The 14,166-nt window shown below is 71.6% G+C and carries 14 protein-coding genes and 2 pseudogenes; 9 read left to right on the top strand and 7 right to left on the bottom strand.

Annotated features, from left to right (window positions below):
* Window positions 1–40: 40 nt before the first annotated feature.
* The 5 genes and pseudogenes from AS594_RS30400 (at window position 41) to AS594_RS30380 (ending at window position 3,918) form a co-directional block, all read left to right on the top strand.
* Window positions 41–602 (top strand): annotated as a pseudogene (locus AS594_RS30400) (DUF5134 domain-containing protein).
* 121 nt (window positions 603–723) lie between these two features.
* Window positions 724–1,659, top strand: coding sequence for a M56 family metallopeptidase (locus tag AS594_RS30395; RefSeq protein WP_069930009.1), 936 nt, complete (start codon window positions 724–726; stop codon window positions 1,657–1,659).
* 60 nt (window positions 1,660–1,719) lie between these two features.
* Window positions 1,720–2,406: a phosphatase PAP2 family protein gene (locus tag AS594_RS30390; RefSeq protein ID WP_069935548.1), complete on the top strand. Its 687-nt coding sequence runs from the start codon at window positions 1,720–1,722 to the stop codon at window positions 2,404–2,406.
* Window positions 2,403–3,098: an HAD family hydrolase gene (locus AS594_RS30385; protein ID WP_069930007.1), complete on the top strand. Its 696-nt coding sequence runs from the start codon at window positions 2,403–2,405 to the stop codon at window positions 3,096–3,098. The genes AS594_RS30390 and AS594_RS30385 overlap by 4 nt, the downstream gene beginning before the upstream one ends.
* A 178-nt stretch (window positions 3,099–3,276) precedes the next feature.
* Window positions 3,277–3,918 (top strand): TetR/AcrR family transcriptional regulator, encoded by a 642-nt coding sequence (locus AS594_RS30380; RefSeq protein WP_069932083.1) that lies wholly within the window; start codon window positions 3,277–3,279, stop codon window positions 3,916–3,918.
* On the opposite strand, the gene AS594_RS30375 is transcribed toward AS594_RS30380, so the two are convergent.
* Window positions 3,906–5,393 carry an LVIVD repeat-containing protein gene (locus AS594_RS30375; RefSeq protein ID WP_069935547.1) on the bottom strand — a complete coding sequence of 496 codons (1,488 nt, stop codon included), beginning with the start codon at window positions 5,391–5,393 and terminating at the stop codon, window positions 3,906–3,908. The genes AS594_RS30380 and AS594_RS30375 overlap by 13 nt on opposite strands.
* Window positions 5,394–5,570: 177 nt before the next feature.
* Between AS594_RS30375 and AS594_RS30370 the strand changes: the two genes are divergently transcribed.
* Window positions 5,571–6,254 (top strand): DUF305 domain-containing protein, encoded by a 684-nt coding sequence (locus tag AS594_RS30370; RefSeq protein ID WP_420877862.1) that lies wholly within the window; start codon window positions 5,571–5,573, stop codon window positions 6,252–6,254.
* A 14-nt stretch (window positions 6,255–6,268) separates the two neighbouring features.
* Here AS594_RS30370 and AS594_RS30365 read toward each other — a convergent pair whose 3' ends face one another.
* Together AS594_RS30365 and AS594_RS47600 are read right to left on the bottom strand one after the other, a co-directional pair.
* Window positions 6,269–6,652: a DUF6214 family protein gene (locus AS594_RS30365; protein WP_338120216.1), complete on the bottom strand. Its 384-nt coding sequence runs from the start codon at window positions 6,650–6,652 to the stop codon at window positions 6,269–6,271.
* Window positions 6,576–6,767: pseudogene (locus tag AS594_RS47600) on the bottom strand (DUF6214 family protein); the annotation flags it as partial. The pseudogene AS594_RS47600 and the gene AS594_RS30365, both read right to left, overlap by 77 nt.
* A 139-nt stretch (window positions 6,768–6,906) precedes the next feature.
* Here AS594_RS47600 and AS594_RS30360 point away from each other — a divergent pair.
* A complete protein-coding gene (locus AS594_RS30360; RefSeq protein WP_069935545.1) occupies window positions 6,907–8,268 on the top strand; it encodes an FAD-dependent oxidoreductase in 1,362 nt (453 codons plus the stop codon).
* Between the two features lie 76 nt (window positions 8,269–8,344).
* On the opposite strand, the gene AS594_RS30355 is transcribed toward AS594_RS30360, so the two are convergent.
* From AS594_RS30355 to AS594_RS30340, 4 genes are all read right to left on the bottom strand, one after another.
* Window positions 8,345–8,698 carry an ArsR/SmtB family transcription factor gene (locus AS594_RS30355; protein ID WP_069930001.1) on the bottom strand — a complete coding sequence of 118 codons (354 nt, stop codon included), beginning with the start codon at window positions 8,696–8,698 and terminating at the stop codon, window positions 8,345–8,347.
* 108 nt (window positions 8,699–8,806) lie between these two features.
* On the bottom strand, window positions 8,807–9,907 hold the full coding sequence (locus AS594_RS30350; RefSeq protein ID WP_069935544.1) for an NADH:flavin oxidoreductase/NADH oxidase: 1,101 nt from the start codon (window positions 9,905–9,907) through the stop codon (window positions 8,807–8,809).
* Between the two features lie 108 nt (window positions 9,908–10,015).
* Window positions 10,016–10,864 (bottom strand): SMP-30/gluconolactonase/LRE family protein, encoded by an 849-nt coding sequence (locus tag AS594_RS30345; RefSeq protein ID WP_069929999.1) that lies wholly within the window; start codon window positions 10,862–10,864, stop codon window positions 10,016–10,018.
* Window positions 10,861–11,631, bottom strand: coding sequence for an IclR family transcriptional regulator (locus tag AS594_RS30340; protein WP_069929998.1), 771 nt, complete (start codon window positions 11,629–11,631; stop codon window positions 10,861–10,863). The genes AS594_RS30345 and AS594_RS30340 overlap by 4 nt, the downstream gene beginning before the upstream one ends.
* A 203-nt stretch (window positions 11,632–11,834) precedes the next feature.
* Between AS594_RS30340 and AS594_RS30335 the strand changes: the two genes are divergently transcribed.
* Both AS594_RS30335 and AS594_RS30330 read left to right on the top strand, forming a co-directional pair.
* On the top strand, window positions 11,835–12,983 hold the full coding sequence (locus AS594_RS30335) for a mandelate racemase/muconate lactonizing enzyme family protein (RefSeq protein WP_069935543.1): 1,149 nt from the start codon (window positions 11,835–11,837) through the stop codon (window positions 12,981–12,983).
* Window positions 12,980–13,993 (top strand): zinc-dependent alcohol dehydrogenase, encoded by a 1,014-nt coding sequence (locus AS594_RS30330; RefSeq protein ID WP_069935542.1) that lies wholly within the window; start codon window positions 12,980–12,982, stop codon window positions 13,991–13,993. The genes AS594_RS30335 and AS594_RS30330 overlap by 4 nt, the downstream gene beginning before the upstream one ends.
* Window positions 13,994–14,166: the final 173 nt, after the last annotated feature.

Raw genomic sequence — 14,166 nt, 5'->3', positions numbered from 1 at the left:
GCATCGACCCGGACGACACCGTCGATCGGGGAGGTAAGCCGTGCACGGACAGACGATGTCCGGCTGGCTGCTCGTGGCGCTGTGCGCGGGGACCGGCGCGTACGGCCTGCTGCGTCTGCGCGGCGGCCGGGGGAGCACCGCGAGGGGCGGCCGGTGAGGCTCTGATGGGGTTCGGGATGGCGGCGATGGCGGTACCCGCGGCGGTGCTGGCGCCACCGGCGTGGGGCTGGATGCTGTACGCCGCCGTATTCGGCGCCGCCGCGCTGCGGGGGCTGTGGCTCGCCCGCACAGGCGCCGCCCACGCGCACCACCTCGTCGGATCGCTGGCGATGGTCTACATGGCGTGGGTCATGGCGCCCGGCGGCGCGGGTTCCGCGCACGCGGGCCACGCGGCCGGGTACGCGGCGGGCGGGATCCCACTGCTGACCGGTGCGCTGCTGCTGTACTACGCGGTCTACGTCGTGTGCTCGGGCGCGAGACTGATACCCGTGGCCGCCGGGCCGGGCGGCGGCGCCCTCGCGCCGGGCGCGCGGCAGGAGCTGGCGCCGGCCTGCCGGGTTTCGATGGGCATGGGCATGATCGCGATGCTGCTCACGCTCTGAGGCGGCGCTCGCGCTGCGGGGCGTCGGCCGAAGCTCACTGGCGCGGACCGAACCGTGTCCTGTGTCACTTGGCCGCCGAGACCATACCCGGGAGTAGGGTCGCGCTCATAGGCTGGCCGTCATGACGGTCTCCCTCGCGCTGCTGCTGCTCGGTGTCGTCGCCGCCGTCGCCGCCCCGCGGCTGATGTCGCGGGCCGACTGGCGGGAGCGCGAACCCGTGGTGGCGCTGTGGGTGTGGCAGTGCGTGGTGGCCGCCGTACTGCTGTGTTTCGGTCTGTCGATGACGTTCAGCGCGGCAGCCGCCTGGCAGGCCGTACGGGGGCATGTCTTCGCACCCGCCCCGCACGGCGTGGTCGAGGCGTACGCCCTTGCAGCGTACGGGCCCTGGTCGGCGGTCATCGCGGTGCTGCTGGCGTGCGGAGGCGCCTGGACGGCGGCGATGCTGACCCGCGAGATCGGCCGGGCGCACGTACGACGCGGGCGCCGGCGCGCGGAGCTGCTCGTGCGCGCCCCGCTGCTGCCCGGGGAGGAGCCCGGCGGGGACCGGCTCGTGGTCCTGGAGGGTGAGCGTCCCGACGCGTGGTGGCTTCCGGGCGCCACGCCCCGACTGGTCGTCACCACCGCCGCGTTGAGCCGGCTGAAGGGGCACCAGCTCGACGCGGTACTGGCCCATGAGCAGGGTCACGTGCGGGCCAGGCACGACTGGCTGCTGCACTGCGCGTCCGCTCTCGCGATCGGCTTCCCGCAGGTTCCGGTGTTCGCTGCGTTCCGCGACGAGATGCACCGGCTGGTGGAACTGGCAGCCGACGATGTCGCCTCCCGGCGCTTCGGCCGGCTGACGATCGCTCTCGCCCTGGTCGAACTCAACGAGGACCGCGGCGTGTTCGGCCCCTGCCCCACCCCGCACGCCGAGCTGCCCCGGCGCGTCGACCGGCTGCTGGCGGCGGCTCCCCGGCTCACCGCGGCCCGCCGGCTGCGGCTGACGGCCGCGGCCTCGCTCGTTCCGGCCGTACCGCTGCTGGTCGCGTTCGTACCGGGGCTCAGGGCGCTCGGTTAGCCGCCAGGTGTCAGCAGGGGGGGTTGGCCCCGGGCGACAGCGGTGGGCGAGGATCATTGCATGCGCTCCTCCCAGCTCGCCCCCTCGTCCCGCCCGGCACATCCCGCGCCCGTCCTCGCGGCGGTGGTCTTCACCGCTCTGGCCACCCTGCTCCTGCTGCTCGTCGTCACGGAGTGGCGCCCCCTGCTGTCGTTCGACCGCTCGGTGGGGGACGCGTTGCACGACCTGGCGGTCGGCAACCCGGCGCTCACCCGGACGAACCGGATCCTCTCCGACTGGGTGTGGGACCCGTGGACGATGCGTGCCCTGGTGGCCGTCGTCTTCCTGTGGCTGCTCCGGCAGGGGGAACGGCTCCTGGCCCTCTGGATCGCGGCCACGAGTGCGGTCGGGGCACTCATGCAGCAGGGCCTCAAGGCGGCGGTCGGGCGCGACCGGCCCGAGTGGCCGGATCCGGTCGACTCCGCGCACTTCTCGGCCTGGCCGTCCGGACACGCGATGACGGCCGTGGTGACGTGCGGGCTGCTGGTGTGGCTGCTGTGGCTGCGCGGCGCGGACCCGAGGCTGCGCACCGCCGTACTGGTGGTGGGAGCCGTGTCCTGGATCGGTGTCGGTGTCACGCGGCTCTACCTGGGTGTGCACTGGGCGTCCGACGTGCTGGGCGGGTGGTTGCTGGGAGCGGCCGTAGTGGCCCTGTCGGCAGTGGCGTACGGTCGACTGATCGCTTCCCGGGAAGGAACGTCCGCATGACGGTCAAGGGCACGCTCTTCGACTTCTCCGGCACGCTGCTCAGGATCGAGCCGACCGAGGCGTGGCTGCGCGCCGTTCTCGACGAGGAGGGACTGTCCGTACCGCCGGACGACTTCGTACGGTACGCGCGGCAGTTGGAGGCGGCGGGGGCCCTGCCCGGCGGCGCCGCTCCGCAGCGGGTGCCGGCGCACCTGGCCGAGCTGTGGGCCACGCGCGACGTGAGCGCGGAGCGGCACCGCGCCGCCTACACGGGTCTCGCCCGCCAGGTCGCCCTGCCCGACGCGCGGCTGTACGACGCCCTGTACGACCGCCACATGACGCCGGCCGCGTGGCTCCCGTACCCGGACGCCGCCGAGGTGCTCGGAGAACTGCGCCGGCGCGGCGTCGGCGTCGCCGTGGTCAGCAACATCGGATGGGATCTGCGGCCGGTCTTCCGCGCCCACGGCCTCGACGCGTGGGTGAACGCGTACGTCCTGTCGTACGAGCACGGCATCCAGAAGCCGGATCCGAGGCTCTTCGGGACCGCGTGCGAGGCGCTCGGACTCGATCCGCGCGACGTCCTGATGGTCGGCGACGACCGGCGCGCCGACGGCGGCGCGGCGGAACTCGGCTGCGCCGTGCACTTCGTGGACCACCTGCCCGCCGGCGAACGGCCCTCGGGGCTGCGTCCGGTGCTGCGGCTGGTGGGCTGATGGCGGAGCGCGCAAGGGGTCGCCGGCTGCTGGGGAAAGGCATGCCGAAGCGTCCGTATCCGGCGGTCCCCGCGCCGCCGGATACGGACGGCAAGCCCCTGGAGCAGGCCCTGCAAGGCGCCCGTCCCGGACCCGCTGAGTATATTGGCTCCGGGCCAGTCAACGCAGGAGTTACAGCATGTCCCCGCGCAGCGCATCGGTCAATGAAGAGTTGCGTCGCCGTTCCCGGGAACGGCTGCTGGAGGCCACGGTGGAGCTCGTCGGGGAGCGCGGCTACGAGGCGACGACGCTCGGCGACATCGCGGACCGGGCCGGATCGGCGCGCGGACTGATCTCGTACTACTTCCCCGGCAAACGGCAGTTGCTCCAGTCGGCCGTCCACCGGCTGATGCACCGCACGCTCGAAGCGGCCCTCGAACGCGAACCGCGCACCGACGACGGCCGGGAACTGCTGGCCCGGGCGATCGACGCCGTACTGGGTCTCGCCTGCGAACGCCCCGTCCTCATGCGCACCCACATGGCGGGCATTCTCCAGGCCGAGGGATTCGTGCGGTGCCCCGAACAGCAGCGCCTCGCGGAGTTGCTGCGCGGCACCGTGGCGCGCTACGGCTCGCCGGATGTGGACACCGATTATCCGCTGCTGCGGGCACTGTTGATGGGCGCGGTGTTCGCCGTACTGCTGCCGGGGGCGCCGATGCCGCTCCCCAGCCTGCGCGCCGAGCTGTTCCAGCGGTACGGGCTGGCGTGGGAACTCGGTGTGCCGCCGGGCGGTGAACCGCCCGGCGGCACCCGTGCGCGGACCGTGGGTCAGCGGCGGTAGTCGGGCTGGGTCTGCACGTTGAGCTCGTGCAGCCGGACCTTCCTGGCGCCGTCGGTGCGCTTGTCGTCGAGCTTCAGTACGTCGAAGCCCTTCACTATGTCGTTCGAGTAGATGTAGCCGTTGTAGTAGTACGCCGACCAGGAGCCGCCGGTGACCAGGGAGGTCGCGCTCACCGGACCGCGCTCGAAGAAGGCGATCTCGTGCGGGTTGGACGAGTCGGTGAAGTCCCAGACGGAGACGCCGCCCTGGTACCAGGCCTGGACCATGATGTCCTTGCCCTTGACCGGGATCAGCGAGCCGTTGTGGGCGACGCAGTTCTCGGTGGGCGCCTGGTGGCGGTCGATCTTGAAGTAGCTCCGGAAGACCAGCTTGCGCTGATCGCCCTTGCCGGTGATGTCGTAGATGCCGTCGGCGCCGCGCGCGGGCCCGGTGGCCTCGTTGCAGGTGGCGCCGCTGCCGCCGCCGAGCTCGTCGGTGAACACGACCTTGTCGGCCTTCTGGTTGAAGGTCGCCGAGTGCCAGAACGCGAAGTTGACGTTGTCCTGGACGCGGTCGATGACCCGCGGCCGCTCCGGGTCCTCGATGTCGAGGATGATGCCGTCACCCATGCAGGCGCCGGCGGCCAGGTCCTTCGAGGGCAGCACGGTGATGTCGTGGCAGCCGGTGGTCTTGGAGACGCCCGGGTTGGTGGGCGCGCCCGGGTTGCCGCCGTCCGGGAAGAGCACCGGGAAGTCCACGATCGCCGACTCCTCCGGGGCGCCGCGCGGCACCTTGATGATGGAGATGCCGTCGTGCGGCGGCTTGCAGTCCGGGAACGTGTCGTTCGGCGCGTACGACGAGACGTAGACGTAGACGTTGCGGCGCTCGGGCACCAGCGTGTGCGTGTGCGAGCCGCACGCGGTCTCGACGGCGGCGACGTACTGCGGGTTGCTCTTGTCGCTGATGTCGAAGATCTTCATGCCCTCCCAGGAGGACTTCTCCGTGGCGGGCTGTGAGGTGCTCGCGCACGAGTTGTCGTTGCGCGAGGAGTCCGTGGAGAGGAACAGCAGGTTTCCGGAGACCGACACGTCGTTCTGCGCACCCGGGCACAGCACCTGGGAGACCGTCTTCGGGGCCTTCGGGTTGCTGATGTCGAAGATACGAAAGCCGTCGTAGTTCCCCGCGAAGGCGTACTTCCCCTGGAACGCCAGGTCCGAATTGGTGCCCTTGATCGCGTCCTTGGGGACGTTCACGAGGTGCTCGATGTTCTTGCTGTGGACGATCTCGTCCACACCGGGTATCTCGCCGCTCTCGATGGCGGCCCCGGCTTCGGCCTGCTGCGAGGTGGTCAGGCTTTCCTTCTTCGCGGGCGCGTCTCCCGGGTCGGGGATCGCGGCCGCCGGCCCGGCCGTCAGCAGCGTGGCGATCAGCCCTGCCGCCGCTGTTGCCACGCCCAGGCTTCTGCGCCGCACGCGGGTGATGTGCAACGAGGTCACTGCGTCCTCCCTTGTGTCCGTTCTAAGTTGAACGGTTCATTCATCCCGGCAGTATCGTCCTTTGCATGCACATCTCAACAGGTGGCAACGAAGACGTAATGAAAGTTTTTGATCAACCCTGTGCGGAAGCATGCTAAGAACGGACACCAATCACCCCATGTGCCCCAGGAGGTCGCCGTGTTGATCCACCCTCACTCCACGCGCGCCCGCAGACCCGCCCGTGCGGCCCGCACGGCCGCCGCGGTCGCGGTGGCCGCGGCCTCGGTACTGACTCTCGGCGCGTGCGACGCGGGCGGTGGGGCCGCGCCGGAGTCGAAGGCGTCCGCCGGGCCTTCCGTGGTAGCGCCGGGGAAGCCGGGTGAGCCCGCGAAGACCCTGTCGGCGCAGGAGGCGGCGGACTCGCTTCCCGACGGCTCGCCCAACGGGGCGGACATCGGTTACGCGCGGATGATGATCAAGCACCACGCCCAGGCCCTGGTGATGACGGAACTCGCTCCGGAGCGGGCCGCGTCCACACAGGTCAAGCGCCTCGCCGCGCGGATCTCGGCGGCCCAGGGCCCGGAGATCGACGCCATGCGGGGGTGGCTGGACAACAACGCCGGCGCCGGGCACAAGGGCGGCCACGACCACGCGGCGATGCCGGGAATGGCTACGGACAAGCAGCTCGCACAACTGCGCGAGGCCGAGGGCAAGGACTTCGACCGGCTCTTCCTGAAGCTGATGACCGTCCACCACGAGGGCGCGGTCGCCATGGCGACCGAGGTCCTGGCACAGGGGAACAACGTCCAGGTCGAGGAGATGGCGACGGACGTGGTCGCGCAGCAGACCGCAGAGATCGGCAGGATGCGCGACATGCTGTAACCGCGGCGGGGCGCCTAACGGCGGTTGTGGCGGGGGGACAGATGACCCTCGTCACGCGCGCTCGCGATCAGCCGGAGCGACCCCCGCCTGCTGCGGCCCGTCGCGTCCATCACCGCCAGTACCGGGTCCTGTCCGGCCAGCTGGGCCGACCGGTACGCCTGCGCCGCGATCCGGCGGCCCGCCCGGCCGCCGGGCCAGGACGGGCGGGCCCGCCGGGCGGGCGGCGTCTTCGGCTCCGGCGCCGCCGGGGCGGGGCGGGGGCGCCTCGGCAACCACCCGGCGGCCACCGCCGAGCGGCCCCTCGACCCACTCGGCGGCCACCGTGAAGCCGTCGAGCGGCAGGTCCGCGCGTACCTCCTCGACGGTGATCCGCTCCGCGGACATCGCCGCCAGTACATCGACCCTGGCGCCGTCGGCGAAGGTGAGCCGCACGTTGAACCAGGCAGGCCGTACCGGCCCCGCCGCATTCGGTTCATAATGGTTGTTAACGTCAAAAAAGGTACTTTCCAGCACGGTGCGAACCTAGCCCGGCCTCGCACGGGGGCCGCCGCGGCGCGCACGCGGGTACGCCGTAAGGCACTCCCTCAGAGCATCTCCCCCGGCCCGCCGATCGGTGCCATGCTGGAGACCCTTGCGGGAAGGAGCCTCCGCCGTGCTTCGAGTCGCAGTGATCGGTTCAGGCCCCAGCGGGGTCTACGCCGCGCAGGCCCTGGTACAGCGGGAGGCGGTTCCGGACGTGCACGTGCACGTGCTGGACCGGCTGCCCTGCCCGTACGGACTGGTGCGCTACGGCGTCGCACCGGACCACGAGAAGATCAAGTCGCTCCAGGGAAGCCTCCGGACCGTTCTCGAGCACGAGCGGATCACCTTCGTCGGCCATGCCGAGGTGGGGGCCGCCGGGCTCACCTGCGCACGGCTGCTGGAGCTCTACCACGCAGTCGTGTACTGCGTCGGGGCCGCGACCGACCGCAGGCTCGGCATTCCCGGCGAGGATCTGCCCGGGAGCTGCTCGGCCACCGATTTCGTCTCCTGGTACAGCGCGCATCCGGACGCGTCCGCGAACGGCTTCGCACTGGGCGCGCGTTCGGCCGTCGTCATCGGTGTGGGCAATGTGGCGGTGGACGTGGCCCGCGTCCTGGCGCGCGGCGCGCACGAGCTGCTGCCCACCGATGTGCCGCAGCCGGCACTCGACGTGCTGGCGAACAGCCGGGTGCGGGATGTGCACATGGTGGGCCGGCGCGGGCCTTCGCAGGCGAAGTTCACCACCAAGGAGCTGCGTGAGCTGGGCACACTGCCGCACGCGGGAGTGGTCGTACGGCCCGAGGAGCTCGCCCTGGATCCGGCGTACGCCGATCCGGAGTCGGCCGCCGCAGTGGCGCTGCCCGCCGTGAACCGGCGCAATGTCGAGGTGCTGCGGGGCTGGGCAGCGGGCGCCGGAGGGGAGCGGGCGCGCCGCATTCATCTGCGGTTCTTCCTGCGGCCCGTGGAAGTACTGGAGGAGAACGGGCGGGCGGCGGGGGTGCGCTTCGAGCGCACGGTGCCCGACGGGAGCGGCGGAGTACGCGGCACGGGATCGTACAAGGACATCGAGGCCCAGCTGGTACTGCGGTCGGTCGGCTACCGGGGGGCGCCGCTGCGCGGCCTGCCGTTCGATCCGGGGAACGGGACCGTGCCGCACGCCGCCGGACGCGTGCTGCGGGACGGTGTGCCGTCGCCCGGCGAGTACGTGGCGGGCTGGATCAAGCGGGGCCCGACCGGCGTCATAGGTACGAACCGGCCGTGCGCCAAGGAGACGGTGGCCTCACTCCTCGCCGACGCGCCCGCGCTCGCCGCGCGCCCGCTCGCGGACGACCCGCTCACCGCACTGCGGGAGTCGGGCGTCCGGCCGGTGGTGTGGAACGACTGGCGGGCGATCGAGGCGGCAGAGGCGGCGCTGGGCCGCTCGCTCGGCCGCAGGTCGGTCAAGCTGCACGACTGGGCGGGACTGCTGGCCGCCGCGCACGGCGACCGCTGACGCCGCAGAGGGGACCGGGGCGCGCCCGGGGCAGGTGGGCCGACGATCGCCGTCGCGTCACGCCTCCCCGCCCTCCTCAGACGTCGGTGCCGAGCCGGTCCGCCTCCAGGGCCGCCGCTTCCAGCACGCGGTCGATGAGCCCGGGGAAGAGGGCGTCCAGGTCCTCGCGGCGCAGCCCGTTGAGCTTGGCCGTGCCCCGGTATGCCTGCCGGATGACCCCGCTCTCCCGCAGCACGCGGAAGTGGTGGGTGGTCGTCGACTTGGTGACGGGAAGCGTGAAGTACGAGCAGGCCAGGTCGGACTCGGCCACCGCCATCTCGCGGACGATGAGCAGGCGCATCGGGTCGGAGAGGGCGTGGAGCACGCCTTCGAGGCGGATCTCGTCACGCGTGGGGTGCGCGAGTTCACGCGTGCTCGTGGCGGTGCTCACGGCGTCTCCAGTTCGTCCGGGGTACCCAGTGTACGAGTGGTACGACACACATCGTAATTCGACCCGGGTGGGCACGGCGGCGCCTCCGTGCCCCTTCCACCGGGAGTTTCAGATGGCGTAACCGTACTGCTCCGGTGTACGCACCTCGCCCGCCAGGTCGCGGGCGGCATGGAGGGCGAACGAGGGGTTGCGCAGCAGTTCCCGGCCGAGCAGCACCGCGTCGGCCCGTCCGTCGGTGAGGATCTTGTCTGCCTGCACCGGGTCGGTGATCAGGCCGACCGCGGCGACCGGCAGGCCCGCCTCGGTCCGGACCCGCTCGGCGAACGGCACCTGGTAGCCCGGGCCGACGGGGATCCGGGCGCCCGGCGCCAGCCCGCCCGTCGAGACGTCGAGCAGGTCCACGCCGTGCGCGATCAGCTCGCCGGCGAAGCGGACGGTGTCGTCGGCGGTCCAGCCGCTGCGCTCGTCCTCGGTGTTCTCGGTGAGCCAGTCGGTGGCCGAGATCCGGAAGAACAGGGGAAGCTCCTCGGGCCACACCGCGCGCACCGCGTCCACCACTTCCAGGGCGAAGCGCGTCCGGTTCTCGAAGGAGCCGCCGTACGCGTCGGTGCGCCGGTTGCTGTGCGGAGAGAGGAACTCGCCGATCAGATAGCCGTGCGCGCCATGGATCTCGGCCACCTTGAACCCGGCCGAGAGGGCCCGGCGCGCGGAGTCGGCGAACTGTCCGACGATCTCCCGGATCTGAGCTGTGGTCAGCTCGCTCGGTACGCCATGGGTTTCGCCGTACGGCAGCGGGCTCGGCGCGAGGGGCCGCCAGCCCTCGGGGTGGTCCTCGGCGAGGGGTGCGCCGCCGCGCCACGGCCGGTCGGTGGATGCCTTGCGTCCGGCGTGGGCCAGCTGGATGCCCGGCACCGTGCCCTGGCTCTCGAGGAAGGCCGTGACGCGGCGGAACGCCTCGACCTGCCGGTCGTTCCAGAGGCCCAGGTCGGCAGGGCTGATCCGGCCCTCGGGGCTGACCGCCGTGGCCTCCACCAGGATCAGTCCGGTGCCGCCGGCCGCGCGGGCCGCGTAGTGGGCGAAGTGCCAGTCGTTCGCGACTCCGGCGTTCGGCCCGAACACCTCCGCGCTGTACTGGCACATGGGGGCCATCCAGATGCGGTTGGGAATGGTCAGCGATCGCAGGGTGTAGGGCTCGAAGAGGGCGCTCACGAGAAGGACTCCGTTTCAGCCGGTGCAGCTGGATGACTCCGCTTTGTACGAAGCTCACCGTACTACGACGAACGTGAAATTACGAAACCTCTCGTACAACGAGTCCGGTCATCCCCCGAACGGGGTGCCGGGCAGGCCCCGGCCCGCGTCCGGCACGACCAGGAGGGAGCCGGAGAGCGGGTGCGGGCGGGTGAGGCCGGTGCGTGCCGTGGTGACGTACAGATCGCGCAGACCGGCGCCGCCGAAGGCGCAGGCCGTGGGGCGGCGTACGGGAAGTGCGACGGTCCGGTCGAGCCGTCCGTCCGGCGTGTACCGGCGGATCGCCGCGCCGTCCCAGAGCGCCACCCACACGCAGCCGTCGGCGTCGACGGTCAGGCCGTCCGGGTAGCCCGCGGCCTCCTCGATCGTCACCCACGCGCGCCGGTTCACCACGCTCTCGCCGGCCACGTCGAAGACGTCGATACGGCGGGTGGGCGAGTCGGCGTAGTACATCAGGCGCCCGTCGGGGCTCCAGCCGGTGCCGTTGCTGACGGCGGCGGTAGCCGCGCGCGCGGCCGTGCCGTCCGGCGCTATCCGGGTCAGACCCCCGCCGCCCGGCGCCTCGTCGTACCGCATGGTGCCCGCCCACAGCGCCCCGTCGGGGGCGACGGCGGCGTCATTGCCGCGGCGGCCGGGCGCGGGGTCGCGCACCAGCCAGGAGAAGGCCAGATCGGGTCCGTACAGCCCGATTCCGTCCCGGAGGTTGACGACCAGGCCGCCACCCGCCCGCGGCTTGGCCGCGCCGACGTGCTGGGCGGTGGCCATCACCGTACGACGGCCGCTCACTGGCTCGTAGGTGTGTATGCGCGCGGAGAGGATGTCCACCCAGATCAGCCGGCCGGTCGCCGCGTCCCAGGTCGGGCCCTCGCCGAGCGACGCCTGCTCCCGTACGGCGACCCGCACGGTTTCCCGGGTCACGACCGGGCCCGGTGACCGAGGCGGACCGACAGGTCTGCCGCGCCCTTGGCCGCGAGTTCGGCCAGCTCCGCCTCCCGCGCCTCGCTCCACCGGATCATGGGCACGGAGATGGAGAGCGCGGCCACGACCCGGCCGGCACTGTCGCGCACCGGAGCGGCCACGCAGCTCACGTCCGGGTTCGACTCCCGGTGCTCGAAAGCGAGGCCGCGTGCGCGGATGCCGGCGAGGGCGGTGCGCAACTCCCCCGGATCGGTGATGCTGTTGGGCGTCATGGCAGCCAGGTCCCGCCCCTCGACGCGTGCGTCGAGCTCCGCCTCCGGCAGTGAGGCGAGCAGCATCTTGCCCACGGAGGTGCAGTGCGCGGGGAGCCTGCGGCCGGCGGCGGAGACCATGCGGACCGCGTGCGTGGAATCCACCTTGGCGATGTAGATGACGTCGGCGTCCTCCAGGATGGCGACATGGACGGTCTCGTCGCAGGTCTCGGCCACCTCACGGGCCACCTGCTGCCCCTCCGCGGCGAGATCGAGCTGTTCCGCGTACCGGCTGCCGAGCTGGTACGTACGCACACCGAGCCGGTAGCGGCCGGGCTGGTCCGGAACGGGCACCACATAGGAGCGCGCGGCGAGCGTGGTGAGCAGCTCGTGCACCGTGGTGCGCGGCAGTTGGAGCCTGCGGGTGACGTCGGGCGCGGAGAGCGTGCCGTCCCCTTCCAGGAACAGCTCCAGTATGTCCAGCGACCTCGTCACCGCCGGGACCAGTCGTCCCATGATCGGCCACCCACCCCTTCCGTTCGAAATTCCGACCATTGGCCGGTATGACGAACACAGGCTAACCACAGGTCCATTCACTGGGCAATGGGCAGCGCTTCGCACCGCGCAAGCCATTGACACCCCCAGGAGGTGCTGATTACGGTCACGCCAGCATTTCGAACGTGTGACGAAATCTCGAACACTTCCAAGGGGCAACAGCCTTGCGTATTACGGGAATCAGCACGCATGTCGTCGGGACACCCTGGCGCAATCTCACCTATGTCGTCGTCCATACGGACGAAGGGCTCACCGGTGTCGGTGAGACCCGCATGCTCGGCCACACCGACGCGCTGCTCGGCTACCTCCGCGAGGCCGAGGCCAACCACATCGCGGGATCGGACCCGTTCGCCGTCGAAGACCTCGTGAACAGGATGAAGTACGGCGATTACGGGCGGGCCGGCGAAATCGTCATGTCGGGCATCGCCGTCGTGGAGATGGCCTGCTGGGACATCAAGGGCAAGGCGCTCGGGGTGCCGGTGTGGCAGCTGCTCGGCGGGAAGGTCACCGACAGGATCAAGGCCTACGCCAATGGCTGGTACACCACGGAGCGCACTCCCGAGGCGTACCACAAAGCCGCGCAGGCGGTCGTCGAGCGGGGCTACCGGGCACTGAAGATCGACCCGTTCGGGACCGGTCACTACGAACTCGACCACGCGGGAACGCTCTACGCCGTCTCGCTGATCGAGGCCGTACGTGACGCCATCGGCCCGGAGACCGAGCTGATGCTGGAGATGCACGGGCGTTTCTCCCCCGCCACGGCGGTGCGGCTCGCCCGCGAACTGGCTCCCTTCCGGCCCGCCTGGCTGGAGGAGCCCGTACCGCCGGAGAACCTCAAGGCGTTGGAGAAGGTCGCCGCCAAGGTGGACATGCCGATCGCCACCGGGGAGCGCGTCCACGACCGGATCGAGTTCCGCGAGCTGTTCGAGTCGCAGGCGGCCGACATCATCCAGCCGGACCTCGGACACATCGGCGGCATCCTGGAGGCCAGGAAGCTCGCCGCGACCGCCGAGACGCACTACGTACAGATCGCGCCGCACAACGTGGGCGGACCGGTACTCACCGCCGCGAGCCTCCAGCTCGGCGCCTGCACCCCCAACTTCAAGATCCTTGAGCACTTCAACGACTTCGCCGACGCCGAGATCAAGAGGGTCGTGCGCGGGGCGCCGCAGGTGGTCGACGGGTACTTCGAGGTGTCCCACGCACCCGGTCTCGGCGTCGAGCTCGATGTCGAGGCAGCGGCCGAATTCCCGCAGCAGCAGGCGAGGTTCGACCTGTGGGCCGAGGGCTGGGAGCAGAGGAAGCCCAAGTGAGCAGCCGTTCGGTCCTGATCGAGCGGCCCGGCGAGCACCGGCTGGTGGCCGGGCCACGGCCCGAGCCGGGTCCCGGCGAGGTGCTGGTGCGGGTGGCCGCCGCCGGGATCTGTATGAGCGACCGCGAGGTGTACGACGGCCACCGCGACGCGGCGTACGTGCGCTATCCGGTCGTTCCCGGCCACGAGTGGGCGGGAACGGTCGAGGCGGTGGGTGAGGGGGTCGGCGCTTCGCTCCTCGGGCGCAGGACCGTGGCCGAGGGGTTCCGGGCGTGCGGCACGTGCGAGCGGTGCCGGAGCGGCGACACGTCGCTGTGCGCGGCCGGGTATGACGAGACGGGTTTCACGCGGCCGGGTGCCTTCGCCGACCACGTGGTCGTCCCGGCACGGCTGCTGCACCCGCTCGCCGACGACGCCGATCTGCCGGCCGCCGCACTGCTGGAGCCCGCCGCGGTAGTGGCCGCGGCCGTGCGGGCCGGCCGGCCGGAGGCGGGCGAGCGGGTGGCAGTCGTGGGCGCGGGGACGCTCGGACTGCTGGCGGTACAACTGCTCGCCGCCGCGAGCCCGGCGGAGCTGACGGTCTTCGACCCCCGCGAGGAACGCGGGGCGCAGGCGCTGGAGTTCGGGGCGAGTGATGCCCGTACACCGGAGGAGGGCGCGGAGCGGGCGGGCCGGTACGACCTCGTGATCGAGACCGCCGGAGCGCCTACCACTGCTGCGTCGTCCTGTCTGCTGGCCCGGCGGGGCGGCCGGGTGGTCCTCACCGGGATGTTCACGCCGGGGGCGGCCGGGATCGATCCGGTGCATCTGTCGCTGAACCAGCTCACGGTGAGGTCCGTTTTCGGGGCGCCGTCGTCGGCGTGGTCGTTCGCCGTACGGGCGTTCGGCGCCGGGCTGATCGACCCGAGGCCGCTGATCACCCACGAGTTTCCGCTGGAGAGGTTCTCCGACGCGGTGGCGCTCGTGGGGGGCGGCGATCCCGGCGTCGGAAAGGTGCTGCTGCGGCCGTAGGCGGTGGCCGCGCCGTTCTCCCGCCCTCCGAAGCCAACACACAGCCCGCGGAGGCACCCCGGAACCCGGGGACTCCCCCGGGTCCGGAAGGGGTCGGCTCCGGGCGGCACCGCCCTGTGCGGACCGCTTCGCGTACCCAAGCATCCGAACCTTGTCCGAAATACCGAACGCTA

Origin of the sequence: Streptomyces agglomeratus, assembly GCF_001746415.1 — a bacterium.
Classification (GTDB): Bacteria; Actinomycetota; Actinomycetes; order Streptomycetales; family Streptomycetaceae; genus Streptomyces; species Streptomyces agglomeratus.
This window is presented reverse-complemented; position numbering and strand designations above follow the sequence as displayed.